Raw genomic sequence first — 25,460 nt, forward strand, 5'->3', positions numbered from 1 at the left:
CATGGCACTGGTCGAGCTGCGCGACGTCCACAAGACGTTCGCGCCGACGAAGAAGGGCGGCGCTCCGATCGAGGCGATCCGGGGCGTCGACCTCGACGTCGAGGCCGGGGAGATCCACGCGATCGTGGGCTACTCCGGCGCGGGCAAGTCCACCCTGGTGCGACTCGTCAACGCGCTGGAGCAGCCGACGTCCGGCAGCGTCACGGTGGACGGGACGCGGCTCGACCAGCTGGGCGAGCGCGACATCCGCCGGGTCCGGCAGGGCATCGGGATGATCTTCCAGCAGTTCAACCTCATGCGGTCGCGCACCGTGTGGGGGAACCTGGAGTTCCCGCTGAAGCTGGCGGGGGTCGACCAGGCGGAGCGCCAGCGCCGGATCTCCGAGCTGCTGCACTTCGTCGGTCTCGCCGACAAGGCGCACGCCTACCCCGAGCAGCTCTCGGGCGGGCAGAAGCAGCGCGTCGGCATCGCCCGGGCGCTGGCCACGAACCCGTCGATCCTGCTGGCCGACGAGTCGACGAGTGCCCTCGATCCCGACACCACGCGCGAGGTGCTGTCGCTGCTGCGCAAGGTGAACGAGGACCTGGGCATCACGATCATCGTCATCACCCACGAGATGGACGTGGTCCGCACGCTGGCCCACCGGGTGAGCGTCATGGAGCACGGTCGCGTCGTCGAGTCCGGCGACGTCGCCGAGGTGTTCGCCCGCCCGCGCGAGCAGGTGACGCGCCGCTTCGTCGCGACGCTCGTCGACGAGGTGCCGCAGGGCGCCGAGCTGGAGGCGCTCCGCGAGCGCTTCGGCGGCCGGCTGCTCGTGGTGGACGTCGAGGGCCACACCAGCCAGGCGGAGGTCTTCGCGGCGCTCGCCGCGCGCGGCGTCTCGGTCGAGGTCGTCCAGGGCGGCGTGAACCGCGTCGGCTCGGCCGTCTTCGGGCACGTGACGCTGTCGGTGCACGGGGATGACGTCGATGCCGCGGTCGCCCAGGTGGGCCGCCTCGAGGGCGTGGAGGTGCTCGCATGATCGCCACCGACACCAACCTCCCCGACCTCTGGCCGCTCATCGCCGAGGCCACGTGGGAGACCGTCTACATGGTCGCGATCACGGTCGCGATCGGTGGCGTCCTCGGCCTCGGCGTGGGACTCGCGCTCTACGCCACCCGCTCGGGCGGGCTGTTCGCGAACCGCGTCGCGTTCACGGTGCTGAACGTCGTGGTGAACTTCTTCCGCCCCATCCCGTTCGTCATCTTCATCGCCGCGGTCCAGCCGCTGGCGCGCATCGTGGTGGGGATCGGCATCGGCAACAAGGCGATCATCTTCGCGATGACGCTCGCGGCGATGTTCGGCATCGCGCGCATCGTGGAGCAGAACCTCGTCACGGTGGAGCCCGGCGTGATCGAGGCGGCGCGGTCGATGGGCGCGAGCAGGCTGCGGATCCTCACGACCGTCGTCGTGCCCGAGGCGCTCGGGCCGCTGATCCTGGGCTACACGTTCGCCTTCGTCGCCATCGTCGACATGAGCGCCATCGCGGGCGCGATCGGCGCCGGCGGCCTCGGTGCCTTCGCCCAGCAGTACGGCTACCGCCAGTTCGACACCGTGGTGACCTGGACCGTCGTCCTGATCATCGTGGCCTTCGTCCAGGTGGGGCAGTTCCTCGGCAACACGCTGGCGCGCAAGGTCCTGCGCCGCTGACCACGGCGTGCCGGTGAGTGGGGTTGGCTATCACCCGATCGACCACATCCTGAGACGGTCCGCCCCGTTTGGTTGCACATGAATGACTGAAGTCCCATTCACGAGTACCCGTCCGGAGGTGACCGTCATGACCGAGCCGATCCGTCGCCCGGTGTCGCAGCTGCGCGCCGGCGACCTGATCGCCCTGGACGACGAGGGGACCGCCCTGGTGGTGTGTGCCGTGTCGCAGCCGCTCGGCGCGAGCCGCCGCGTGGAGCTGGCCGATGCCGCCACCGGCCGGACCGTGCCGTGGGTGCGGCTCGACCTGCACGACGCCGTGCTGACGCTCCCGGGCCGGGCGCGGTGGGTCGTCGCCACCGACGGGCAGGGCCGCGCGGAACAGCTCGTCACCGGCGACGACTTCGAGGCCCCGGCCGGCGACGGCCGTTCGTACGCGTGGTGGCCGGTGGAGGTCGATCCGCTCAGCCGGCCGGGCTGGGAGGAGCTCCGCCGGGGACCCCGCCGGGACGAGGCCTCGGCCGCCTGAACAGCGGCCGCGCGGTCAGAGGAAGTCGCGCGGGTCGAACTCGTCGATCGGGATGATCCTGATGCGCGGCAGCGGCACCGTGAAGGCGTCGACGTCGTGCTCGAGGTCGAAGCACTCCAGGCCCCGGGGGACGAGCGCGGCGAAGCGGGAGTTGCGGAACTCCTCGAAACCGAGCACCGCCACGCGCCGCGACCCGCTGACGAGGGCCTCGACCTGGGGGACGAAGTCGCCGTCGTTGCTGGCGAGCATCACGTCGGCCTCGCGGCGGGCGATCTCCTCCAGGGTCCGCTGGATGGCCAGGTCGACGACCTTCTGGTCGGACGCGCCCGACAGCGGCACCGGCCGGTAGCCGATCGACGTCAGCGCCTGCACGAACGGCATCGGCAGCTCGGTGTCGACGGCGAGGAAGAACAGGCCCTGCACGGGCTGCTCCCAGAGGTCCTCGGCGAAGCGCAGGAGGCGGTCCCAGCGGGGGCGCTCCTGCGGCTGGGGGCGACGCCCCAGGATCGACATGCCGAGGGTCGCGTCGATGTTCTCGCCGTCGACCAGGAGGTAGGTCTGGTTGCCGGGGGCACTCTGGTTCACGGTCCGACCCTACGCGGCCCGCCGGCGCCCTCGTGCCCGCGCCCGCCGCCACTTTTGGAAACGGTTGCACGTCGATCGGCTCCGGAAAGGTGGATCCGTTTCCAAAAGTGGCGAGGGGGCGGGCAGGGGACGGGCGAGTCAGGCCGGCGGCCCGGGAACGCACGACGCCCCCGGGATATCCCGGGGGCGTCGTGGCGGACGTGCCTCAGACGAGGTCGTAGCGGTCCAGGTCGACGACCTTGGTCCACGCGGCGACGAAGTCCTTGACGAACTTCTCCTTCGCGTCGGCGCTGGCGTAGACCTCGGCCAGCGCGCGCAGCTCGGAGTTCGAGCCGAACACGAGGTCGGCGCGGGTGCCCGACCAGCGGCCGTCCTTCGTGGCGAACTGCGTGCTCGTCGAGTCGGTGGCGGTCCACTCGGTGTCGATGTCGAGCAGGTTGACGAAGAAGTCGTTCGTCAGCGTGCCGACCCGGTCGGTGAGCACACCCAGGTCCGAGCCGTCGTAGTTCGCACCCAGGACGCGCAGGCCACCCACCAGCACGGTGGTCTCCGGCGCGGTCAAGGTCAGCAGGTTCGCCCGGTCGATGAGCTCGTACTCGGCCGGCATGCCGCCCTTGCCCTGGTAGTTGCGGAACCCGTCGTGACGCGGCTCGAGGTAGCCGAAGGACTCGACGTCGGTCTCGTCGGCGCTCGCGTCGACGCGGCCCACGGTGACTGGCACCGTGATGTCCACGCCACCGTCACGCGCGGCCTTCTCGACCGCGGCCGCACCGGCGATCGCGATGACGTCGGCCAGCGAGACGTTCTTCTCGTAGTCGTCGGCGACGCCCTGCAGGACCGAGAGCACCTTCGCGAGCTGCGCCGGGTTGTTGACCGCCCAGCCGTTCTGCGGGGCGAGGCGGATGCGAGCGCCGTTGAGGCCGCCGCGCTTGTCGCTGCCACGGAAGGACGACGCGGCCGCCCAGGTGGTGGAGACGAGCTCGGAGACCGTCAGGTTGGTCTCGAGGACCTTCGCCTTGAGCGCGGTGACATCGGCGTCGCCGATGACCTCGCCCTCCCACGCCGGCAGCGGGTCCTGCCACAGCAGGTCCTCCTGCGGGACCTCGGGACCGAGGTACCGGGCCTTGGGGCCCATGTCGCGGTGCGTCAGTTTGAACCAGGCGCGGGCGAACGCGTCGCCGAAGGCCACCGGGTCGTTCTTGAACCGCAGCGAGATCTCGCGGTAGGCGGGATCCTCGCGCAGCGCGATGTCCGACGTGAGCATGCGGGGCTCACGGCGGCCGGTGCCGTGCGCCTCGGGGACCATGTCCTCGCCCATGCCGTTGACCGGACGCCACTGGTGCGCACCGGCGGGGGACGTGAACAGCTCCCACTCGTAGGCGAACAGGATGTGGAAGAACTCGTTGTCCCAGCGCGTCGGGTGGTAGGTCCACGTGACCTCGAGGCCCGACGTGATCGTGTCGGCGCCGTGGCCGGTGCCGTGGGTGTTCTTCCAGCCCAGCCCCATCTGCTCGATGGGCGCGCCCTCGGGCTCGGGCTGCAGGTGGTCGGCCTCGGCCGCACCGTGCGTCTTGCCGAAGGTGTGGCCGCCGGCGATCAGCGCGACGGTCTCCTCGTCGTTCATCGCCATGCGGCCGAACGTCTCGCGGATGTCGCGCGCGGAGGCCAGCGGGTCGGGGTGACCGGCGGGGCCCTCGGGGTTGACGTAGATCAGGCCCATCTGCACCGCGGCGAGCGGGCTCGCGAGGTCGCGGTCGCCGCTGTAGCGGTGCTCGTCGCCCAGCCACTCGGTCTCGGCGCCCCAGTAGACGTCCTGGTCGGCCTCCCACACGTCCTCACGACCGCCGGCGAAGCCGAAGGTGGAGAAGCCCATGGTCTCCAGCGAGACGTTGCCCGCGAGGATCATCAGGTCGGCCCAGCTGATCTTCTTGCCGTACTTCTGCTTGACCGGCCACAGCAGGCGGCGGGCCTTGTCGAGGTTGACGTTGTCCGGCCACGAGTTGAGCGGGGCGAAGCGCTGCTGTCCCGCGCCCGCGCCGCCGCGACCGTCGGTCACGCGGTAGGTGCCCGCGCCGTGCCACGCCATGCGGATCATGAACGGGCCGTAGTTCCCGAAGTCGGCCGGCCACCAGTCCTTGGAGTCGGTCAGGACGGCGGCGATGTCGGCCTTCACGGCGGCCAGGTCCAGCGACGAGAACTCCGCGCGGTAGTCGAAGTCGTCGTCCATCGGGTTCCGGACGGGGGCGTTCTTGGCCAGGATCTGCAGGTTCAGACGCTCAGGCCACCACTTGCGGTTGGCGTCACCGACCGTGGGGGCCGGCAGCTGGTTGTGGACGACGGGGCACTTGCCCTTCGCCTCGTCCGGGTCGTTGACCTCGGCGAGAATCGCGTCGTCGTGGTTCTTGTCAGACATGCTGGTCCTTTCGGGGTTCTTCAGGCGTTTGTGGAGGAGCAGGAGGGGCACAGACCCCAGAAGACGACCTCGGCCTCGTCGATCACGAAGCCGTGGTCCTCGGCGGGAGTGAGGCACGGGGCCGCACCGATCGTGCAGTCGATGTCGACGATCCGGCCGCAGGACCGGCACACGAGGTGGTGGTGGTTGTCGCCCGTGCGGGACTCGTAGCGGGCCACGGAGCCGGCCGGCTCGATGCACCGCACGAGGCCGGCGTCGGTCAGCGCCTTCAGCGCGTCGTAGACGGCCTGGTGGGAGAGCTCGGGGATCGACTCGCGTGCGTGGTCGATGATCGCCGCGGTCTCCGCGTGCGGGTTGGCCGCCACGGCCTCGAGGACCGCCGTGCGCTGACGCGTGACCCGCAGTCCGGCGTCGCGCAGCGACTGCTCGGGAGCGGGGGAGAGGGTCATGGCTCCACCCTAGTGAGTTTTCTTGAATGGATCAAGAAAACTGGTCAGGGTGTCGCGCGGCGGGCCTCACGCGGGCAGACTGGCCTCATGCCACTGACTGGAGAATACGAACCGAGCACGTCCGAGTGGGCGCGCAAGCAGGCCGAGACCTTCGAGGCGACGGACGGCCGCGAGGCCAACACGCTCAAGGGGGTGCCGATCATCGTGCTCACGAGTGTCGGTGCGAAGTCGGGCAAGCTCCGCAAGACCGCGCTGATGCGGGTCGAGCACGACGGCGACTACGCGGTCGTCGCCTCCAAGGGCGGACACCCCGAGCAGCCGAACTGGTACTGGAACATCAAGGGGAACTCGCACGTCGAGCTGCAGGACGGCGCCGAGAAGAAGGACTACCGCGCCCGCGAGCTCGACGGGGACGAGTACGAGACCTGGTGGGAGCGCTCCGTGGCCGTGTGGCCCGACTACGCCGAGTACCAGAAGAAGACCGACCGGAAGATCCCGGTGTTCGTGCTCGAACCGATGGGCTGAGCTCGGTGCCGGTGACAGGACTTGAACCTGCACGCCCGTGAGGACACCAGGACCTAAACCTGGCGCGTCTACCATTCCGCCACACCGGCAACTGGCCCCAGCGTAGGGCCGGGGCGGGCGACGCCTCAGGCGGCGTCGAGCCCCAGGTCGCGCCGCAGCTTCGCCACGTGCCCCGTGGCCTTGACGTTGTACTGCGCCACCTCGACGCGGCCCTCGGCGTCGATCACGAAGGTCGAGCGGATGACGCCCTCGACGACCTTGCCGTAGAGCTTCTTCTCGCCGAAGGCCCCGTACGCACCGAGCACCTGCTTGTCCGGGTCGGACAGCAGCGTGATGCCCAGGCCGTCGCGCTCGCGGAACTTCGCCAGCTTCTCGGGCTGGTCGGGGCTGATGCCCAGCACGTCGAACCCCTCGGCCTGCAGGCGGTCGAGGGAGTCGCTGAAGTCGCAGGCCTGCTTCGTGCACCCCGGCGTCATGGCGGCGGGGTAGAAGTAGACGATCACGCGACGCCCACGCAGATCGGAGAGGGTCACGGTCCTCCCGTCGTCGGTGGGGAGGGTGAAGTCGGGTGCCGGATCGCCGGGCTGCAGTCGGGTCGTCATGGGCACTATCCTGACAAGGCATCCCGCACCGATCGAGAGGACTCCCGTGGCACGAGGACATGCGGAACCCGCCCAGACGTCCCCCGACGTGATCGTCGACGAGCTGGAGGTGCTGCTGACGCGCTTGAGCGGCAACATCGACGAGCTCGTCGACCGTGTCAAGCCCGCCAACGTCGCCAAGCGACAGGTGCAGCGCATCAAGGAGTACTTCGTCGACGAGCAGACCGGCCCGCGGTACGAGCACATCGTCCCGGTCGTCGTCGGCACGGTCGGCACGATCGCCGGCTTCGCGGTGCTGCGTCGACTCCTGAAGTGATGGACGCCAAGCTCCCGATCCGCATGCTGCACGACCGCCTCCTGGTCGCGCTCGACACGGAGTCGGGCGACCGCCGCTCGTCCGGCGGCATCGTCATCCCCGCCACGGCGGCGATGGGCCGCCGGTTGGGGTGGGCCCGCGTCGAGGCCGTCGGGTCGCAGGTCCGCGCGGTCGAGGTGGGCGACCGCGTGCTGTTCGACCCGGAGGACCGTGCCGAGGTCGAGGTGCGCGGCGAGAGCTTCATCCTGCTGCGCGAGCGCGACCTGCACGCCGTCGCGTCCGAGCGCATCGACGAGGGCCAGACCGGCCTGTACCTGTGACCACCAGCGACCGGCTCCCGTTCCGCCGGTTGCGCCTGCCCCACTCCGACGTCTCGGTCCGCGACCGCCTCGAGCGGGTCCGCCGCAGCTGGCGTCTTCTGCTGCGGCTCGCGGTCGCCACCGGCGCCTCCTACGCCATCGCCACCTACGCGTTCGGTCACTCGCAGGCCTTCTTCGCGCCGATCGCGGCGGTCATCGCGATGATGGCCGGCGCGGGCCGTCGTCAGCGGGTCGTCTTCGAGCTCGTGCTCGGGGTGGCCTTCGGCGTGCTGGTCGGCGAGCTCCTCATCCTGGCCATCGGCCGCGGTGCCTGGCAGATGGCGCTCATCGCCTCGCTGACCGCGATCGTGGCGATGCTGTTCAACCTCACGGGGATGGCGTTGACCCAGGCGATCAACTCGGGGGTGCTCCTGGCGGCCGTCGTGCCGCTCGCGGGGACCGCCAATCCCGCGGTCACCCGCTTCACCGACGCGCTCATCGGGGGCCTGTGCGGGTTCGTCATGATGCTGCTCCTGCCGCGCAACACCCGCCGCGACATCGACGAGAGCCTCCAGAAGCTGCTGGCCGGGCTGGCCGAGGTGCTGACGCACGTCGGCGACGCCATGCGGACCCACGACGTCTCGGTCGCGGAGAAGGCACTCACCGAGGCCCGGGAGACCCAACCCGTCATCGAGTCCCTGCAGGCCACGGCCACGAACGTCAGCGAGATCGCCCGGCTCGCGCCCCTGCGCTGGAACCAGCGCGCCGATGTCGCGCGCTACGCCGGAAGCGTCAACGACCTGGACAACGCGCTGCGCGACGCGCGGGTGCTGGCTCGCCGCGTCGCCTCGATGCTGCGCCACGGGGAGCAGGCGCCAGAGCGACTCACGGAGTCCGTGGAGACCTTGGTGACCGCCGTGCGGATCTACGCGGACGAGTTCGCCTCGGCCGTGGACCTGGAGCGGGCGAACGAACGTCTGGTCCACGCCTCCGACCTGGCCATGCACGCGATGGGCGACCGGCTCACGGTCAACACCGCCTCGATCGCCGCCCAGGTGCGGTCGCTGGCGGCCGATCTGCTGATGGCCGGGGGAGTGCCGCGCGCCGCTCTCGACGACCTTCTGGACGTGGACTGATGGAGCCGAGACACCTACTCGAGGAGCTGCGGCGACGGCTCGGACTACCGGGCCCGGAAGAAGATTCCGAGAAACACGCCGAAGAACCCTCGACAGAGGACGACTCACTCCACTATCTTCGATGAGTCGCTTCGATCGAAGTGACACAGCACACACCAGGAGGTGAGCCCCGATGACCAAGTTCTTCGCGCTCACGAACGCCCCCGGGCGTCGCTCCGTCGTGTTGCTGACCTAGTCGACCTTTTCGACACGTATCACCAGCCGCTTCGGACGCTCGTCCGGAGCGGCTCTTCTTTTGCCCACCCATCCCCACGAATCAGAAAGGAGGCGCGTCATGACCACGACTCTCACCCACCTCATGCCCGCGAACACCACTGCCCCGACCACAGTCCCGAACCCCGGGACCGTCCACGCGGAGGCGACCACGGGAGAGGAGGTGACCTCCATGTCGTTGTTCGAGTTCAAGAGTCAGCCACGACCGCGCGCCGACCTTGATCGAATCGTGGTCCTGGAAAGGATGAAGCAGCGCCGTCGCGCCGAGCGCCATGCGTCTGCTGTCTACAGCCAGGTCTGGGGCATTCGCGCCAACCGGTGAGCATCGCCGGTCGAGTAGCTTGCGAGCGCAGCGAGCGGCGTATCGAGACCACGTCACGTGATCTCGATACGCCGCCTCGCCAGCTCGGCGGCTACTCGATCGTCTTTCAGCGGCCCTGCAGGGCCTCGGCGTAGGCCAGGATCCGCTTCGCGTCGCGGATGTGCAGCTCCTCGATCATCTTGCCGTTGTACGTGGCCACGCCCTTGTTCTCGGCGGCGGCCTCGTCGAACGCGGCGATCATGCCCTCGGCACGCTCCACGTCGGCCGCGCTGGGGGCGAACGCCTCGTTGGCCGGCTCGACCTGCGAGGGGTGGATGAGCGTCTTGCCGTCGAAGCCCATCTCGCGGCCCTGGCGCGCCTCGGCGGCGAAGCCCTCGGGGTCCTTGACGTCGTTGTAGACGCCGTCGATGACGACCTTGCCCGCGGCGCGGACGGCCAGCAGCGTCCACGCGAGCGACGTCAGGACGACGGCGTTGCGGCCGGGCACGTGCAGGCCGTACGTCTCGTTGACGATGTCGTTCGTGCCCATGACGATCACGGTGAGGCGCTCGTGCGCGGCGGCGATCTCCTCGGCGCGCAGCAGCGCCTTCGGCGTCTCGATCATGGCCCACAGCTGCGTGGACTCCGGCGCGCCTGCGGCCTCGATGGCAGCCACGAGGTCGCGCACCTGCTCGGCCGACTCGACCTTCGGCACCAGGATCGCGTCCGGTCCGGCCTGGGCGGCCGCGGCGATGTCGTCGTCGTGCCACTGGGTGCCGATCGAGTTCACCCGGATGGCGAGCTCGCGGTGGCCGTACTCGCCGGAGGTCACGGCGGCGCACACGTTGGCGCGGCCGGTGTCCTTCGCGTCGGGGGACACCGAGTCCTCGAGGTCGAGGATCAGCGCGTCGGCGTCGATCGACTTGGCCTTCTCGAGCGCGCGCTCGTTGGCGCCGGGCATGTAGAGGACGGAACGGCGGGGGCGGATCTGCGTCATCTCAGGCTCCTCAGAGGTCGTAGGCCGCGGCCAGGTCGGCATCGCGCTCGGCCAGGGACTTGGCCAGGTCGAGCATGACGAGGCACTGCTTGCAGGAGGCGTCGTCCTCCATCTTCCCGTCGATCATCACCGCGCCGGAGCCGTCGCCCATCGCCTCGACGACGCGCTTGGCGTGCGCGACGTCCTCGGGGCTGGGGGAGAAGACCTTCTTGGCGATGTCGATCTGCACGGGGTGCAGGCTCCACGCGCCGACGCAGCCGAGCAGGAAGGCGTTGCGGAACTGGTCCTCGCACGCGACGACGTCCTTGATGTCACCGAACGGGCCGTAGAACGGGAGGATGTCGTTCATCGCGCAGGCGTCGACCATGCGCGCGATCGTGTAGTGCCACAGGTCCTGCTGGTACGTGGTGCGGCCCACGGTGAGGTCCTCGCCGGTGGGGTCCTGGCGCACGATGTAGCCGGGGTGCCCGCCGCCGACGCGGGTGGTCTTCATGCGACGGCTGGCGGCCAGGTCGGCCGGGCCGAGGCTGATGCCCTGCATGCGCGGGCTGGCCGCGGCGATCTCCTCGACGTTGGCGACGCCCTCGGCGGTCTCGAGGATGGCGTGCACGAGGATCTGGCGGTCGAGGCCTGCGCGGGCCTCGAGCTGGGCCAGCAGGCGATCGACGTAGTGGATGTCCTGGGCGCCCTCGACCTTCGGCACCATGATGACGTCGAGCTTGTCGCCGATCTCGGTGACCAGCGTGATGATGTCGTCGAGGACCCACGGGGAGTCGAGGCTGTTCACGCGGGTCCACAGCTGCGTGTCGCCGAAGTCGGTCGCCTTCGCGATGTCGACGAGGCCCTGGCGCGCCGCTTCCTTCTTCTCGGTCTTCACCGCGTCCTCGAGGTTGCCGAGGATGATGTCGACCTTCTTCGCGATGTCCGGCACCTTCGCGGCCATCTTCTCGTTGCTCGGGTCGAAGAAGTGGATCATCCGGCTCGGGCGGAACGGGACGTCGGAGCTGGGCTTCGGGGCGCCGACGGCGAGCGGACGCAGGAAGGCACGGGGATTGCGCACGGGAACTCACTTCCGTGGGAGTCAGGGTCCGGGCCAGTATGGCGCGCCGGGTGAGCGGCGGCGCGACGGGTCCGGAATCCGAGGGTGACGATGCTTGCTTTGTTGGGCCCAATGGACTAGTCTTGGTACATCAGTTCGAAGGCGGATCGGGGGATGCGTGGACGTCGTCAGTGGGCTCAGGTCGGGGCAGCGGTTCCTGGCCGACGCGCGCTCGCGCGACCTGGGTTCACTCGGCCCCGAGCAGCTCGCGGCGGAGGTCGCCGCGGTGCAGGCGCTGCGTCGCGAGGCCGACGCGCTGAACCTCGCGCTGGTGGCCGCTGCCGACCAGAAGGACGCCCACCGCGCCACCGATGCGCCGAGTCTGACGGCGCTGGTCGCCATGGAGTCCGGTGTGACCCGGCGCGACGCCGCGAGGGAGATTCGCTTGGCGAACCGGATCGAGGCCGCGCCGCGGGTGAAGGAAGCGATGGCGAAGCCGGGCATGTCGACGGCGAAGGCCGCGATCGTGACCGACGCGCTCGACACGTTGCCGACCGGGCTCACGATCGAGCAGCGCGACACCGTGGAGGCCGACATGGTCGCCGCGGCGCAGATGATGACCGCCGAGCAGCTGCGCCGCAAGGCGCGCCGTGCGGTCGAGGTGGTCGACGCCGACCGCGCCGACCGGATCGAGAACACTGGCCTCACTCGCGACGAGTCGGGCCAGCGCCAGCTGCGGGAGTTCTGGATCGGATGTCCCGACGAGACCACCGGACTGGTGCCGTTCGGCGGGAAGACGGATGCGGTCACTGCGGACATGTTGCGCGCGGTGGTGGAGTCCAAGACCAGTCCTCGTCGGCGTGCGCTCACCGAGACGTCACCTGAGGAGTCGAACCTCGAGCCGCGCGAGAAGGCGGGCGAGGCGTTCGCCGAGATCGTGCGCCACCTGCCGCGCGATGGCTATGGCAACCACGGCGGCGTCGCCGCCACTCTGGTCGTCACCGTCGACGAGAAGACCCTGCGCGGCGAGACCGACCGCGCCGGGGTCACCGAGTTCGGCACCCCGGTGTCGGCGGGCCAGCTCCGCAAGCTGGCATGCGGAGCCGGGATCCTCCCCGTCGTGATGAACGGGTCGAGCCAGGTCCTCGACGCAGGACGGGCGAAGCGCCACCACACCGCAGCCCAACGCGTCGCCCTCGCCCAACGCGACCAGGGCTGCGCGTTCCCCCAGTGCGACCGACCACCGGGCTGGACCGAAGCCCACCACGCGATCCCGTGGAGCCAGCACGGCGAGACCAACCTCGAGACAGGGGTCCTGCTCTGCTCACACCACCATCACCGCGTCCACGAGGCCCACATCGCGATCAGGTTCAGCACCGACGACGGCACACCCGAATTCCGCATCAAGAACCAATGGCAGCGCAACCACCGCTATCGACCCCTCGCCGCCTGAGGGTCAGAGGATCTCGTCGACCGACTCGATCGGTCGGGCCAGTCGGGTGCCCTTCTCGGTGACGACGAAGGGCCGCTCCACGAGCACCGGGTGCTCGACCATCGCGGCGAGAATCTGGTCGTCGGTGGCGTCGGCGAGGCCGAGCTCGGCGTAGTGCGGGTCGCGCCTGCGGACGGCCTGGGCCGGGGTGAGCCCGGCGGCGGCGAACAGGTCGCGCAGCTGCTGCTCGGTCCAGCCCACGTCCACGTACTTCACGACCGTCGGCTCGATTCCGGCCTCGCGGAGCCGGTCGAGCGTCTTGCGCGAGGTCGTGCAGCGGGGATGGTGATAGATCGTCGCTTCCACGCCTCCGACGGTACTCACCACACGCGGGGCAGCACGTCCACCCGGCCGCCGGGTGCGATCCCCGAGCGGGGCACGACGGCGACGACGTCGGCCTCGGCCAGTCCACGCAGCATGTGCGGTCGGCTGGTCCCGGCGGGGACGACACCGTCCGGGGTGTGCACGGCAGGGACGAGGGTGGTGCCGGCTCGGCCCTCGAACGCCGCCCCGGCGACGGCGACCGCGGGCTCACGGAGGGCACCACCCGTGAATCCGGCGACCAGTGCCGGTACGAACGAGAGCGCCGTCAGCGCCGCGGCCAGGGGATTGCCGGGCAGGGCGAGCCAGGGGCGCCCGTCGGGCAGGACCGCCAGCGAGACGGGGTGCCCCGGACGCACGTCGACGCCGCGGAAGCGCACCTCGGCGCCGAGTGAGGACCACGCGCCCGCGATCGGGTCGGCCGAGGAGTGACCCGTTCCGCCCGCACTGATCAGGAGGTCCGCGTCGCTCGACCGCGCCTTCTGGGCCACGGCGGTCGCCTCGTCGTGGACGTGGTCGTGGTGGGAGGTCTTGGCGCCGAGCGCGGCGAGCAGCGGGGGCAGCATGGGCGTCATGACGTCGCGCACCTGACCCGGTTGGGGAAGGCCAGACCCGACGAGCTCGTCGCCCGTGACCAGCAGGTGCACGAGCGGGGCACGGCGGATCCCCACGTGGTCGTGGCCCGTGGCGGCCAGTACAGCGAGCCTCGCCGGGGTCAGTGCCGACCCGGCCGGAACGATCACGTCGCCGAGCGCGGCCTCCTCGCCCGCGGGTCGCAGGTGCCGGCCGGGCGGGGGAGCGTCGCCGTGAAGCAGGTCGCCCTCGACCCGGCCCAGCTCGGAGGGCAGCACGGAATCGGCGCCCTCCGGGGGAACGCCTCCCGTGACGATCGGCCGGGCGCTGCCGGTCGCGAGGGCTCCTTCGGACAGGTCGAGGCGCCAGGCCCCGGGGCCCGCCACGGCCCACCCGTCCATGGCCGAGGTGGTCGCGTGGGGGACCGGGCCGAGGGCGCACAGGTCCTCGGCGGCCGTGGTGCCCAGCGCCTCCGTGACGAGGAGCTCGATCACCTCGCCGGGGCTGATCGAGGCCTGCGCGATCACGCGGGCCTCGTCCCAGGAGGGGTGGGTCACGCGAAGTCCTCCGCGGCGCGCTCGGCGCGGGCGACCAGGTCGGCCAGCCCGTCCCGGTCGGCGTCGGCCAGTCCGGCGGCGTAGCCGACCAGGAACGTGGTCAGCGGCGCGGCGGGTCGTACGACCGAGTGCGCCGCCGTGCCGGCGAGGTCCAGCAGGGCCTCGGGATCGGCGTCGGGTGCGATGCCCAGCTCGGTCGTCAGGGCCTGCCACCAGCGCGCGAGGGTCTCATCGTTCGTCATCGGCGTACTCCTCCAGATCGTCGGGGGTGTCGAGGTCCGCACCGGCCTCGGTGCTGACAGGGACGTCGACCGGGTCCAGCCGGCCGATCAAGGATCGCAGGGAGAGGCCCTCCGTGGGCAGGGACGCGACCGCCGCGGCCAGGTCGGCGGCCCGGACCACGCTGGCGGCCCACTGGCGACGGCCCGAGGGGTCGACCGCCACCCGGTTGCCGGTGCCGTCGCGCAGCGCCGCCACCACGAGGTCGGGCCGGACGTGGTCGGCGGCGAGGACGAGAATCTCGTCGGCGGTACCCGGTGCCAGCGCGGCCAGGCCCGCGACCACCGCGTGGGCGGGGCCGGCGAACGGCGGGTCCTCCCGCACCCAGACGACCTCGCGACCGAGGTCGAGATCGCGTCGCGGACCCACGACCACCACGTCCGCGGCGTCCGCCACGGCGTCGATGGCCCGCCCCAGCAACGGCGTTCCGTCCACCGGGACCAGGACCTTGTCGATCCCGCCCAGCCGGCTGGAACGCCCGCCGGCCAGGACGATCGCGTGGAACCGGGACATGGCCTCATCGTGCCCCAGGTGACACGAGGGTTGCGCGTGACCCACCCCAGAGACTTGGTTGGAGCCATGGCGAAGCCTCCCGATGGCCCCGCAAGCGCTGCACTGCTGCGAACCGGCCGGTTCTTCACGCGATGGGACGAGACGGACGACGGCAGGGCGGTGTTCCGCGAGGGTGGTCGTCGCGGCGACGTCTTCTACCGCGACCGCTGGAGCCACGACAAGGTCGTGAGGTCCACCCACGGCGTGAACTGCACGGGCTCGTGCTCCTGGAAGATCTACGTCAAGGACGGGATCATCACGTGGGAGGCCCAGCAGACCGACTATCCCTCCGTCGGACCCGATCGCCCCGAGTACGAGCCGCGCGGCTGTCCCCGGGGCGCTGCTTTTTCTTGGTACACCTACTCGCCGACCCGCGTGCGCTACCCGTACTCCCGCGGCGTGCTGCTCGAGATGTACCGCGAGGCCAAGGAGCGCCTCGGCGATCCGGTGCTGGCGTGGGCCGACGTGGTCGGCGACCCCGAGCGCCGGCGCCGCTATCAGCAGGCGCGCGGCAAGGGTGGCTTCGTCCGCACGAACTGGACCGAGGCCGTCGAGATGGTCGCCGCCGCCCAGGTGCACACGATCAAGGAGCACGGCCCCGACCGGATCGCGACCTTCAGCCCCATCCCGGCGATGTCGATGGTGTCGCACGCCGTGGGCGCCCGCTTCACGCACCTGCTCGGTGGCGCGATGACCTCGTTCTACGACTGGTACGCCGACCTCCCCGTGGCGAGCCCGCAGGTGTTCGGCGACCAGACCGACGTGCCGGAGTCGGGCGACTGGTGGGACTCGACCTACCTGATGATGTGGGGCTCAAACGTCCCCGTCACCCGCACGCCCGACGCCCACTGGATGGCCGAGGTCCGCTACCGCGGCACCAAGGTCGTCACGATCAGTCCGGACTTCGCCGACAACACGAAGTTCGCCGACGAGTGGCTGCCCGCGCAGGCCGGCACCGACGGCGCCCTCGCGATGGCGATGACCCACGTCATCCTCAAGGAGTTCTTCGTCGAGCGCCGGGTGCCGTTCTTCGTCGACTACGTCCGGCAGTACACCGACCTGCCGTTCCTCATCACGCTCACGCCGAACGAGGAGCACGGCGGACTCGTGCCGGGCAAGTTCCTCACCGCGCGGGACCTCGGCGACGAGGCGCCCGAGGGCGCCTGGAAGACCGTCCTGATCGACGCCGCCACGGGCGAGCCGGTGGTTCCCAACGGCACGCTGGGCGACCGCTACTCCGAGTCGGGGGAGGGCAGGTGGAACCTCGACCTCCAGGGCGTCACCCCGGCGCTGTCGCTGCGGGACGCGAAGCTCGAGCCCGACGCCGCCGAGGTGCTGCTGCCATCGTTCGCGGGGCTCAACGGCGACGGCGAGGTGCTGCGTCGCGGCGTGCCGGTCACGCGCATCGGCGACCGGCTCGTCACCACCGTCTTCGACCTGATGCTGGCCCAGCACGGGGTCGGCCGGCCCGACCTGCCGGGCCGGTGGCCCACCGGCTACGACGATGCGCAGTCCCCGTACACGCCCGCCTGGCAGGCCGAGATCACGAGCGTCCCGGCCGAGGCGTGCCTGCGCATCGCCCGCGAGTTCGCCACGAACGCCGAGGAGTCGGGCGGCCGCTCGATGATCATCCTGGGCGCCGGCGTGTGCCAGTGGTTCCACGCCGACGCGACGTACCGGGCGATCCTCTCGATGCTGCTGCTGACGGGCTGCATGGGCCGCAACGGCGGCGGCTGGGCCCACTACGTCGGCCAGGAGAAGTGCCGTCCGATCACGGGCTGGATCTCGCTGGCGAACAACCTCGACTGGAGCCGCCCGCCACGCACCATGACGGGCACCTCGTACTGGTACATGCACACCGACCAGTGGCGCACCGACGGGTACCGCGCCGACGCGCTCGCGTCGCCGCTGGCCGAGGGTCACCTCTCCGGCATGCACACCGCCGACACGATCGCCCAGTCGGCGCGGATGGGCTGGATGCCCTTCTACCCGCAGTTCGACCGCAACCCGCTCGATCTCGCGGACGAGGCGCAGGCGGCGGTGGATGCGGGCACCGCCACGGACGTCAACGACTACGTGGTGCAGCGGCTCAAGGACGGAACGCTGAGGTTCGCGATCGAGGACGTCGACGCGCCCGAGAACTGGCCGCGCACCCTCATGCTGTGGCGGTCGAACCTGTTCGGCTCCTCCGCGAAGGGCAACGAGTACTTCCTCAAGCACCTGCTCGGCACGCACTCGAACGCCGTGGCCGTCGACGGGGAGCCGGCCGTGCGCCCCAAGGACGTGGTCTGGCGCGAGCAGGCGCCCGAGGGCAAGCTCGACCTGCTCGTCTCCGCGGACTTCCGCATGACGTCGACCACCCTGCTCTCGGACGTCGTCTTCCCGGCCGCCACCTGGTACGAGAAGCACGACCTGTCCTCGACGGACATGCACCCGTTCGTGCACGCCTTCACGCCGGCGATCGACCCGCCGTGGGAGTCCAGGACGGACTTCGACCTCTTCCACCACGTCGCCCGCAAGTTCTCCGAGCTCGCGAGAACGCATCTGGGCGTCCGCAAGGACATCGTCGCCGTCCCGATGCAGCACGACACCCCGGGCGAGACCTCGCAGCCCGGCGGCGTGGTGCTGGACTGGAAGCGCGGCGACGTCGAGCCCATCCCGGGCCGCACGATGCCGGCGCTGCACGTCATCGAGCGCGACTACACGGCGGTGGCCGACAAGCTCAAGGCGATCGGCCCCCTCGCCGACCGGCTGGGCTTCGGCGTCAAGAACGTCACGTTCGACCTGTCGAAGGCGCTCGACATCCTCGCGAGGTCCGGCGGCGTGTTCGACTCGGGTCCCGCCGCGGGCCGCCCCGCGATCGACACGGACTCCAAGATGGCCGAGGCGATCCTGACGCTGTCGGGCACGACGAACGGCGAGCTGGCCACGCAGGGCTTCCACACGCTGGAGAAGCGGGTCGGCAAACGGCTCGCGGACCTCGCCGAGGGATCGGAGGAGAAGCGGATCACCTTCGCCCAGACGCAGGCGGCACCCGTGCCGGTCATCACCTCCCCGGAGTGGTCGGGCTCCGAGACCGGCGGCCGGCGGTACGCCCCCTTCACGGTCAACGTCGAGCGGCTCAAGCCGTGGCACACGCTCACCGGGCGAATGCACTTCTTCCTCGACCACGACTGGATGCGCGACCTCGGCGAGGCGATGCCGATCTACCGGCCACCCCTGGACATGAGCCGGCTGTTCGGCGGGCCGCGCCTGGGCGACAACGGCGAGCGCGAGATCACGGTGCGCTACCTGACGCCGCACTCGAAGTGGTCGATCCACTCGGAGTACCAGGACAACCTGCTGATGCTGTCGCTCTCGCGCGGTGGTCCGACCGCGTGGCTCAGCCGGGAGGACGCCGCCGCGATCGGGGTCAGCGACAACGACTGGATCGAGTGCTCGAACCCGAACGGCGTGTTCGTGTGCCGGGCGATCGTGACGCACCGCCTGCCCGAGGGCGTCACCTTCGTCCACCACGCGCAGGAGCGCACGATCGACGTGCCGAAGTCGGAGTTCTCGGGCCGTCGCGGCGGCATCCACAACAGCGTGACCCGGGTGCTGGTCAAGCCGACGCACCTCATCGGCGGCTACGCGCAGCTGTCCTACGCGTTCAACTACCTCGGTCCCACCGGCAACCAGCGGGACATCATCGCGACGATCCGTCGCCGTTCGCAGGAGGTGACGTACTAGTGAGAGTCATGGCCCAGATGGGCATGGTGATGAACCTCGACAAGTGCATCGGCTGCCACACGTGCTCCGTCACGTGCAAGCAGGCGTGGACGAATCGCGCGGGCACCGAGTACGTGTGGTTCAACAACGTGGAGACGCGGCCCGGACAGGGCTATCCGCGCCGCTACGAGGACCAGGAGCAGTGGAAGGGCGGCTGGGAGCTGAACGGCCGCGGAAACCTCGTGCTCAAGGCCGGCGGACGCCTGAAGAAGCTGTTCGGCATCTTCGCCAGCCCCGTCCAGCCCGAGCTGAGCGACTACTACGAGCCGTGGACGTACGACTACTCCACGCTCATCGACGCACCGCTCGGCGACGACTTCCCCGTGGCCCGGCCGAAGTCGCTCATCACGGGCGAGGACACCAAGATCTCGTGGTCGGCGAACTGGGACGACAACCTCGGCGGCACAAGCGAGCTGGGGCACCTCGACCCGATCGTGGAGAAGGTCCGCCGCGAGAGCGAGGACCGGATCACGTTCGAGTTCGAGCAGACCTTCATGTTCTACCTGCCGCGCATCTGCGAGCACTGCCTCAACCCGTCGTGCATGGCGTCGTGCCCGTCGGGCGCGATCTACAAGCGCGAGGAGGACGGCATCGTCCTGGTGGACCAGGACCGCTGCCGCGGCTGGCGCCAGTGCATCACCGGATGTCCGTACAAGAAGATCTACTTCAACCACAAGTCCGGCAAGGCCGAGAAGTGCACCTTCTGCTACCCGCGGATCGAGGTCGGCCTGCCGACCGTGTGCGCCGAGACGTGCGTGGGCCGGCTGCGCTACCTCGGGCTGTTCCTGTACGACGCCGACGCCGTGACGGACGCGGCGTCGACCCCCGATCCGCAGGACCTGTACGAGGCGCAGCTCGACCTCATGCTCGACCCGGACGATCCCGAGGTGGCGCGCGCCGCCCGCGAGCAGGGCATCCCCGACGACTGGATCGCCGCCGCCCGCCGGTCGCCGGTCTACGCGCTGGCCAAGAAGTACCGGGTCGCGCTGCCGCTGCATCCGGAGTACCGCACGATGCCGATGGTCTGGTACGTCCCGCCGCTGTCGCCGATCGTCGACCTGCTGCGCGAGCAGGGCCACGACGCGGAGGCGCCCGCGACGCTGTTCGGCGCGATCGACGCGCTGAGGATCCCGGTGGAGTACCTCGCCGAGCTCTTCACCGCCGGCGACACCCAGGTCATCACCGAGGTGCTCAACAAGCTCGCGGCGATGCGGTCGTACATGCGCGACGTCAGCCTGGGCCGCGAGGGCGACGCGTCGATCCCCGAGGCCGTCGGGATGACCGAGGAGTCGATGTACGAGATGTACCGGCTGATGGCCATCGCGAAGTACGAGGAGCGCTACGTCATCCCGAAGGCGCACGCCGAGCAGGCGCACGACCTCGAGGAGCTCGGCTGCTCGCTCGACTTCGACGAGGGCCCCGGGATGGGCGGCTCGGGTCCGTTCGGCGAGGCCAGCGGCGGGCCCGTGCCGGTCGCGGTCGAGACCTTCCACGCGCTCAAGAACCGCCAGGAGGGCGACTCGCTGGCCAGCGACGACCAGCTGCGCGGCCGGGTCAACCTGCTGAACTGGGACGGCAACGGCACGCCCGCCGGGATGTTCCCCGACCGGGGCGCGGACGCGTGAGCGCGCGCATCGTCCACCAGGTCGCCTCGTGGGTGCTGTCCTACCCGCACGACGACGTGGTCGAGGCGCTCCCCGGACTCGCCGACGCCCTGCGCGAGCAGCGCCGGCCGACCGAGGCGGTGCGCGAGCTGCTCGCCGTCGTCGAGGCGCTCGCGCAGGTCCCGGCGGAGCAGCTGCGACACGACTACGTCGAGACGTTCGACCTGACCCGGCGGCACGCGCTGCACCTGTCCTACTGGACCGAGGGCGACACGCGGCGCCGCGGCGAGGTGCTGGCCGCGTTCAAGCAGGTCTACCGCGACAGCGGCCAGGTGGTCCGCCTGGACGGCGAGCTGCCCGACCACCTGCCGGTGGTCCTGGAGTTCGCGGCCGTCGTCGACCCCGAGACGGGCACCGCGCTGCTGCAGAAGTACCGCGCGAGCCTGGAGCTGCTGCGCATCGAGCTCGAGGACGACGCGTCGCCGTGGGCCGGAGCGGTGCGCGCCGTGTGCGCCACCCTGCCGGGTGCGTCGCCGCGCACGAGGACCGAGGCGATGGCGCTGGCCGGTCCGGTGCAGCCGGTCGAGTCGGTGGGACTGGAGCCGTACGACCCGCGGCTGCTGCCGCTGGCGGAAGGAGCGCGCTGATGGACGTCCTGCTCTGGGGCGTGCTGCCCTACGTCATGCTGGCCGTCCTCGTCGGCGGCACGATCTGGCGCTACCGCTACGACAAGTTCGGGTGGACGACGCGCTCGTCGCAGCTCTACGAGTCGCGGCTGCTGCGGATCGGCTCCCCGCTGTTCCACTTCGGCATCCTCATGGTCGCGATCGGGCACTTCGGCGGCCTCGTGATCCCCAAGAGCTGGACGGAGGCGCTCGGCGTCTCGCAGGACCTCTACCACTTCAACGCCCTGTTCTTCGGTGCGATCGCGGGGATCGCGACCCTCGCGGGCATCGTGCTGCTGATCTACCGCCGTCGCACCACCGGTCCCGTCTTCATGGCCACGACGACGAACGACAAGGTCATGTACGTCGTGCTCGTCTCCGCCATCGTGCTGGGACTGTGGACCACCCTCGTGTCGGTCGGCGCCGGGCACGACGCGCACGACTACCGCGAGACGGTCTCGCCGTGGTTCCGGTCGATCTTCGCCCTCCAGCCGAACGTCGACGCGATGGCGGCGGCGCCGTACCAGTTCCACATCCACGTCCTGGTCGGGATGCTGCTGTTCACGATCTGGCCGTTCACCCGGCTGGTCCACGCCTTCACGGCGCCCCTGCACTACCTGTTCCGTCCCTACATCGTCTACCGCAGTCGCGACGTGGGACGCAGCGCCGGGGCCCGCGCCCCGCGGGCCGGATGGGACCCCGTCGGCACACGCGACAACGCACGCGGAAGGAGATCACGATGAGCGATCAGCAGCACCAGCTCGAGGCCGGCCGGGGGAGGAACCTGGCCCTGGCCACCCTCGCTTTCACGATCAGCTTCTGGGCGTGGAACGTCATCGGGCCGCTGGGCGTGCGCTACGCCGAGCAGCTCGACCTCACCGCCAACGAGAAGTCGCTGTTGGTGGCGACGCCCGTCCTGGTCGGCTCGCTCGGGCGCATCCTCGCCGGAGCGATGACCGACCGCTTCGGCGGCCGGATCATGTTCCCCGTCCTGATGATCGTGTCGGCTCCCTTCGTGCTGCTCGTCGCCTTCGCCGGCGACCGGGGGTCGTACCCCCTCCTGCTGGTGTTCGGGTTCTTCCTCGGCATCGCGGGCACGACGTTCGCGGTGGGCATCCCGTTCGTCAACGCATGGTTCGACAAGCCGCGACGAGGCTTCGCCACCGGCGTCTTCGGAGCGGGCATGGGCGGCACGGCGCTCTCGTCGTTCTTCACCCCGCGGATGGTGGAGTGGTTCGGCTACGGGCTCACGCACGTGCTGATCGCGGCGGCGCTGGTCGCGGTGGCGGTGCTGTCGTGGGTGATGATGCGCGACTCGCCAGCCTGGACCGCCAACAGCGACCCGGTCGCGCCCAAGCTGGTCGCTGCCCTGAAGCTGCCGATCACGTGGCAGATGTCGTTCCTCTACGCCGTGACCTTCGGCGGCTTCGTCGCCTTCTCGACCTACCTGCCGACCTACCTGAAGGACGTGTACGACTTCGACCTGGCCGCCGCGGGCACGCGCACCGCGGGGTTCGCGCTGGCTGCCGTGGCCGCGCGTCCGCTCGGCGGCACCCTGTCGGACAAGCTCGGCCCGAAGGTCGTCACCGGCGTCTCGCTGGTGGGCACCGTCGTGATGGCCGGCGTGGTGGCCCTGCAGCCCGTGCCCGAGATTCCCGCCGGCGCCTCGTTCATCCTGCTGGCGCTCTTCCTCGGCCTCGGTACCGGCGCCGTCTTCGCGTGGGTCGCGCAGCTGGCACCGCCGGAGCGGGTCGGCAGCGTGACGGGGATCGTCGGCGCCGCCGGTGGCCTCGGCGGGTTCTTCCCGCCGCTCGTGATGGGCGCGACGTACGACGCCGAGGACCACAGCTACACGATCGGGCTGGTGCTGCTCATGGCCGTCGCCCTGGCCGCGTTCGTGTTCTCCCAGTGGGGGATCCGCAAGCGGGTCAGCCGATCCCCAGCAGGTTCGCCATGACGGTGACGCCCGTGACGATGATGACGATGCCGATGACGTCGAACACGATGCCGGAGCGCAGCATCTTGGTGATCGGGACCATTCCGGTGCCGTAGACGATCGCGTTCGGCGGCGTCGACACCGGCAGCATGAACCCGAACGACGCGCCGAAGATGGCGGCCAGCACGGGGATCGCCGGGTTCACGTCGGCCGCGAGCGCCAGTTGGGCGGCGATCGGCGCGACCACCACGACGCTGGCGGTGTTGCTCGTGGTCTCGCTGATGATCACGGCGATGACGGTGGCCAGGATGGTGATGCCGACGAGCGTCTCGGTGCCCAGCAGGTCGCCCAGGGAGGTGCCCATCGTCTCGGCCAGGCCCGTGGACGACAGCAGCCCGCCGAGGGCGATGCCGCTGCCGAACAGGATGATCGTGCCCCAGTCGATCTTGACCGCGTCGTTCCAGTTCAGGGTGAACTCGCGCTTCTCCCAGTTCAGCGGCAGCAGGAAGAGCAGCGAGGCCGCGAAGATCGCCACGGCGCCCTCGTCGAGGTGCTCCAGCAGCCAGTCGTAGGTGGCGGACTCGCCGCCCGTGACCAGGCCGACCGCGCCCGGCAGGATCCAGAGGGTGACCGCGACGCCGAACGCGATGAGGGTGTTGCGACCGCCCGTGCCCATCGAGCCGAGCTTCTCGCGCTCCTCGGTGATGTAGCCCTCGACGCCCTCCACGTGCTTGAGCTCGGGCTTGTTGAGCCGCACCAGCAGGACGCACAGGACGGCGAACATCACCAGGACGAGCGGGAACGCCAGGAGCATCCACTGGAAGAACGGGATGGTGATGTCCAGCTCCTCCTCCAAGTAGGCCCGGCCGATGAGGTTGGGCGGGCTGCCCACCGGGGTGAGCAGGCCGCCGACGCTGGCGCTGTAGGCGACCATGAGCATCAGCGCGGTGGCGAACCGGAGCCGCTGGGGGTTCACGTCGACGTCGCCGTCACCGCTGCGGCGCATCGCCGAGGCCATGAAGCCGACGATGCCGGCGGCGATCGGCATCATCATCGCGGCGGTGGCGGTGTTGGAGACGAAGCCGCTCAGCACGGCCGTGATCACGCCGAACGCCACCACGATGCGGGTCGTCGATCGGGCGATCCCGGGCAGGTTCAGGATGCCGAACGCGAAGCGCCGGTCGAGGCCGTGCTTGCTCATCGACTCGGCCAGGATGAAGCCGCCGATGAAGACGAAGATCGTGCTGTTGCCGAAGGAGCCGAAGACGTCGTCGGCCGGGGCGATCCCCAGCGCGATGACCGCCGCCATCGCCAGCATGGCCGTGACCGGGATCGGGATGGCCTCGCAGATCCAGTAGACGGCCACCCAGGCCAGGACGCCCGCCAGCCGCTGGGCCGGCTCGTCGAGCGAGCTGCACGCGAGGTAGACCACGATCCCCAGGACGGGCCCGGCGAAGAGGCCGGTGGTGCGGCGGATGCGCTCGAACCGCTGCTCCGCCGGACTCAGGGTCTCCTGCACCTCGTCGAACGTGCGGTAGGTGGTCGGTCGTTCCTCGGCCGTGCTCATCGCGCCCCCTGCAGGTGGTGATCGGAGTCACATGCAGCCTAGGGAGGCCCACCGGGTTGCGCGAACGGAGCGGCTCAGCCGAACGGCAGCTCGCCCTGGTCGTCCTCGTCGTCGGCGCTGCTGGCCAGGTGGCGGTGGGCCTGGAGGATCTCGACCTCGGGTCGGTCGGCCATCCAGCGCTCCACGGAGTCCAGCACCTCGACGACGTGGGACCGGTCGATCGACACGAGCGACCCGCCGATCCCGGCGCGGCGGTACAGGTCGAGGGAGTCCGTCTCGGCCGCGGACACCGAGAACCGGCGCCGCAGCTCGTTGACGATGGGTCGCACGATCGCGCGCTTCTCCTTCAGGGAGTGCACGTCACCCAGTCGCAGATCGAACTCGATCCATCCCACCCACACAGGCTCAGTGTGGCAGCAGGTCGTCGACGAACCGGTGCAGGTGCGTGCGCAGGTCCTCGAGGGGCTGCACGGTGCGCAGGGCACGCGCGGTCAGGATGGCGCCCTCGATGGCGCTGATCTGGAAGCGCGCGAACGCCGTGGCGGCCTCCGGCTCGGCGCCGGCCGCGACCAGGCGGTCGGCGAACGATCTGGTCCACGTGGCGAACGCCTCGGCCGCGGCCTCGACCACCTCCGGGTACTCGCTGCCGGCGAGTGCGGCGGCCGCGACGGGGCAGCCCAGCGCGAAGTCGTGCCGCTGCAGTTGGCGGATCCACCAGTCGATGCGGCGGTCGAGATGGGCGTGCGGATCGGTCGCCTCGTCGGAGCGGACGATGAACTCGCCGGCCCGCCGCGTCGCCGCCGCGACCAGCTCGGCCTTGCCACCGGGGAAGTGCTGGTAGATCGACTGCCGTGCCGTGCCGCTCGTGTGGAGCAGCTCGGCGATGCCGGTGCCCTGGACGCCGTGGCGGCGCAGCGAGGTGATCGTGGCGTCGAGGAGCCGCTCGCGAGGGGAGGGGCGGGAGGCCATGTGGACACAGTAGACCGATCGGTCTAC

Annotated in this window: 27 protein-coding genes and 1 tRNA gene; 14 read left to right on the forward strand and 14 right to left on the reverse strand. The window is 70.4% G+C overall.

Going from position 1 to position 25,460, the window contains the following annotated elements; all coding sequences use genetic code 11:
* Nucleotide 1: 1 nt before the first annotated feature.
* From B2363_RS07615 to B2363_RS07625, 3 genes are all read left to right on the forward strand, one after another.
* Nucleotides 2-1,021, forward strand: coding sequence for a methionine ABC transporter ATP-binding protein (locus B2363_RS07615; RefSeq protein ID WP_181755062.1), 1,020 nt, complete (start codon nt 2-4; stop codon nt 1,019-1,021).
* On the forward strand, nt 1,018-1,689 hold the full coding sequence (locus tag B2363_RS07620) for a methionine ABC transporter permease (RefSeq protein ID WP_286929488.1): 672 nt from the start codon (nt 1,018-1,020) through the stop codon (nt 1,687-1,689). The genes B2363_RS07615 and B2363_RS07620 overlap by 4 nt, the downstream gene beginning before the upstream one ends.
* A gap of 127 nt (nt 1,690-1,816) precedes the next feature.
* Nucleotides 1,817-2,215 (forward strand): hypothetical protein, encoded by a 399-nt coding sequence (locus tag B2363_RS07625; protein WP_286929489.1) that lies wholly within the window; start codon nt 1,817-1,819, stop codon nt 2,213-2,215.
* A gap of 15 nt (nt 2,216-2,230) precedes the next feature.
* On the opposite strand, the gene B2363_RS07630 is transcribed toward B2363_RS07625, so the two are convergent.
* The 3 genes from B2363_RS07630 to B2363_RS07640 form a co-directional block, all read right to left on the reverse strand.
* Nucleotides 2,231-2,800, reverse strand: coding sequence for an NYN domain-containing protein (locus tag B2363_RS07630; RefSeq protein WP_181755068.1), 570 nt, complete (start codon nt 2,798-2,800; stop codon nt 2,231-2,233).
* 205 nt (nt 2,801-3,005) lie between these two features.
* Nucleotides 3,006-5,213, reverse strand: coding sequence for a catalase/peroxidase HPI (gene katG / locus B2363_RS07635; RefSeq protein ID WP_286929490.1), 2,208 nt, complete (start codon nt 5,211-5,213; stop codon nt 3,006-3,008).
* A gap of 20 nt (nt 5,214-5,233) precedes the next feature.
* On the reverse strand, nt 5,234-5,662 hold the full coding sequence (locus B2363_RS07640; RefSeq protein WP_286929491.1) for a Fur family transcriptional regulator: 429 nt from the start codon (nt 5,660-5,662) through the stop codon (nt 5,234-5,236).
* An 87-nt stretch (nt 5,663-5,749) separates the two neighbouring features.
* Between B2363_RS07640 and B2363_RS07645 the strand changes: the two genes are divergently transcribed.
* Nucleotides 5,750-6,187: a nitroreductase family deazaflavin-dependent oxidoreductase gene (locus B2363_RS07645; RefSeq protein ID WP_181755076.1), complete on the forward strand. Its 438-nt coding sequence runs from the start codon at nt 5,750-5,752 to the stop codon at nt 6,185-6,187.
* A gap of 6 nt (nt 6,188-6,193) precedes the next feature.
* Here the strand turns inward: B2363_RS07645 and B2363_RS07650 are convergent.
* Together B2363_RS07650 and bcp are read right to left on the reverse strand one after the other, a co-directional pair.
* Nucleotides 6,194-6,276: transfer RNA gene (locus B2363_RS07650), tRNA-Leu, on the reverse strand.
* Nucleotides 6,277-6,312: 36 nt separating this feature from the next.
* Entirely contained in the window at nt 6,313-6,789 is a 477-nt protein-coding gene (gene bcp / locus B2363_RS07655) for a thioredoxin-dependent thiol peroxidase (RefSeq protein ID WP_181755090.1), read from the reverse strand.
* Nucleotides 6,790-6,835: 46 nt separating this feature from the next.
* Here bcp and B2363_RS07660 point away from each other — a divergent pair, with 46 nt between their 5' ends.
* The 4 genes from B2363_RS07660 (at nt 6,836) to B2363_RS07675 (ending at nt 9,135) form a co-directional block, all read left to right on the forward strand.
* The gene (locus B2363_RS07660) at nt 6,836-7,105 is read left to right on the forward strand and encodes a DUF3618 domain-containing protein (protein WP_181755092.1); all 270 of its coding nucleotides are present in this window, start codon (nt 6,836-6,838) and stop codon (nt 7,103-7,105) included.
* Nucleotides 7,105-7,425, forward strand: coding sequence for a GroES family chaperonin (locus B2363_RS07665; protein ID WP_286929492.1), 321 nt, complete (start codon nt 7,105-7,107; stop codon nt 7,423-7,425). The genes B2363_RS07660 and B2363_RS07665 overlap by 1 nt, the downstream gene beginning before the upstream one ends.
* Entirely contained in the window at nt 7,422-8,540 is a 1,119-nt protein-coding gene (locus B2363_RS07670; protein WP_286929493.1) for an FUSC family protein, read from the forward strand. The genes B2363_RS07665 and B2363_RS07670 overlap by 4 nt, the downstream gene beginning before the upstream one ends.
* Before the next feature lie 445 nt (nt 8,541-8,985).
* Nucleotides 8,986-9,135 (forward strand): hypothetical protein, encoded by a 150-nt coding sequence (locus B2363_RS07675; protein WP_286929494.1) that lies wholly within the window; start codon nt 8,986-8,988, stop codon nt 9,133-9,135.
* Between the two features lie 106 nt (nt 9,136-9,241).
* On the opposite strand, the gene B2363_RS07680 is transcribed toward B2363_RS07675, so the two are convergent.
* Both B2363_RS07680 and B2363_RS07685 read right to left on the reverse strand, forming a co-directional pair.
* Nucleotides 9,242-10,111, reverse strand: coding sequence for an HpcH/HpaI aldolase/citrate lyase family protein (locus B2363_RS07680; protein WP_286929495.1), 870 nt, complete (start codon nt 10,109-10,111; stop codon nt 9,242-9,244).
* A gap of 10 nt (nt 10,112-10,121) precedes the next feature.
* Complete coding sequence (locus tag B2363_RS07685) at nt 10,122-11,171, reverse strand: HpcH/HpaI aldolase/citrate lyase family protein (RefSeq protein ID WP_181755102.1); 1,050 nt, start codon at nt 11,169-11,171, stop codon at nt 10,122-10,124.
* A gap of 157 nt (nt 11,172-11,328) precedes the next feature.
* Here B2363_RS07685 and B2363_RS07690 point away from each other — a divergent pair, with 157 nt between their 5' ends.
* Nucleotides 11,329-12,603, forward strand: a complete 1,275-nt coding sequence (locus B2363_RS07690; RefSeq protein ID WP_286929496.1) for an HNH endonuclease signature motif containing protein — start codon at nt 11,329-11,331, stop codon at nt 12,601-12,603.
* 3 nt (nt 12,604-12,606) lie between these two features.
* Here B2363_RS07690 and arsC read toward each other — a convergent pair whose 3' ends face one another.
* From arsC to mobA, 4 genes are read right to left on the reverse strand one after another with little or no spacing between them, the layout of a single operon-like run.
* Nucleotides 12,607-12,948: an arsenate reductase (glutaredoxin) gene (gene arsC, locus B2363_RS07695; RefSeq protein WP_286929497.1), complete on the reverse strand. Its 342-nt coding sequence runs from the start codon at nt 12,946-12,948 to the stop codon at nt 12,607-12,609.
* Nucleotides 12,949-12,962: 14 nt separating this feature from the next.
* Complete coding sequence (locus B2363_RS07700) at nt 12,963-14,093, reverse strand: molybdopterin molybdotransferase MoeA (RefSeq protein ID WP_286929498.1); 1,131 nt, start codon at nt 14,091-14,093, stop codon at nt 12,963-12,965.
* Entirely contained in the window at nt 14,090-14,335 is a 246-nt protein-coding gene (locus B2363_RS07705; RefSeq protein ID WP_181755112.1) for a DUF6457 domain-containing protein, read from the reverse strand. The genes B2363_RS07700 and B2363_RS07705 overlap by 4 nt, the downstream gene beginning before the upstream one ends.
* Complete coding sequence (gene mobA, locus B2363_RS07710) at nt 14,322-14,885, reverse strand: molybdenum cofactor guanylyltransferase (RefSeq protein ID WP_286929499.1); 564 nt, start codon at nt 14,883-14,885, stop codon at nt 14,322-14,324. The genes B2363_RS07705 and mobA overlap by 14 nt, the downstream gene beginning before the upstream one ends.
* A 66-nt stretch (nt 14,886-14,951) precedes the next feature.
* Between mobA and B2363_RS07715 the strand changes: the two genes are divergently transcribed.
* The 5 genes from B2363_RS07715 to B2363_RS07735 are packed head-to-tail and all read left to right on the forward strand — an operon-like array spanning nt 14,952 to nt 22,918.
* Nucleotides 14,952-18,653: a nitrate reductase subunit alpha gene (locus B2363_RS07715; protein ID WP_286929500.1), complete on the forward strand. Its 3,702-nt coding sequence runs from the start codon at nt 14,952-14,954 to the stop codon at nt 18,651-18,653.
* Nucleotides 18,653-20,317, forward strand: coding sequence for a nitrate reductase subunit beta (gene narH, locus B2363_RS07720; protein WP_286929501.1), 1,665 nt, complete (start codon nt 18,653-18,655; stop codon nt 20,315-20,317). Before B2363_RS07715 ends, narH begins: the two co-directional genes overlap by 1 nt.
* Nucleotides 20,314-20,943, forward strand: a complete 630-nt coding sequence (gene narJ, locus B2363_RS07725; protein WP_286929502.1) for a nitrate reductase molybdenum cofactor assembly chaperone — start codon at nt 20,314-20,316, stop codon at nt 20,941-20,943. Before narH ends, narJ begins: the two co-directional genes overlap by 4 nt.
* On the forward strand, nt 20,943-21,704 hold the full coding sequence (narI, locus tag B2363_RS07730; RefSeq protein ID WP_181755120.1) for a respiratory nitrate reductase subunit gamma: 762 nt from the start codon (nt 20,943-20,945) through the stop codon (nt 21,702-21,704). The genes narJ and narI overlap by 1 nt, the downstream gene beginning before the upstream one ends.
* The gene (locus B2363_RS07735) at nt 21,701-22,918 is read left to right on the forward strand and encodes an MFS transporter (RefSeq protein WP_286929503.1); all 1,218 of its coding nucleotides are present in this window, start codon (nt 21,701-21,703) and stop codon (nt 22,916-22,918) included. The genes narI and B2363_RS07735 overlap by 4 nt, the downstream gene beginning before the upstream one ends.
* Here the strand turns inward: B2363_RS07735 and B2363_RS07740 are convergent.
* The 3 genes from B2363_RS07740 to B2363_RS07750 form a co-directional block, all read right to left on the reverse strand.
* Nucleotides 22,890-24,464: an SLC13 family permease gene (locus B2363_RS07740; RefSeq protein ID WP_181755132.1), complete on the reverse strand. Its 1,575-nt coding sequence runs from the start codon at nt 24,462-24,464 to the stop codon at nt 22,890-22,892. The genes B2363_RS07735 and B2363_RS07740 overlap by 29 nt on opposite strands.
* A 74-nt stretch (nt 24,465-24,538) precedes the next feature.
* On the reverse strand, nt 24,539-24,859 hold the full coding sequence (locus B2363_RS07745) for a DUF503 domain-containing protein (RefSeq protein ID WP_286929504.1): 321 nt from the start codon (nt 24,857-24,859) through the stop codon (nt 24,539-24,541).
* 10 nt (nt 24,860-24,869) lie between these two features.
* Nucleotides 24,870-25,433, reverse strand: a complete 564-nt coding sequence (locus tag B2363_RS07750) for a TetR/AcrR family transcriptional regulator (protein WP_286929505.1) — start codon at nt 25,431-25,433, stop codon at nt 24,870-24,872.
* Nucleotides 25,434-25,460: the final 27 nt, after the last annotated feature.

Origin of the sequence: Aeromicrobium sp. UBA7512 (genome assembly GCF_002476985.1) — a bacterium.
Classification (GTDB): Bacteria; Actinomycetota; Actinomycetes; order Propionibacteriales; family Nocardioidaceae; genus Aeromicrobium; species Aeromicrobium phoceense.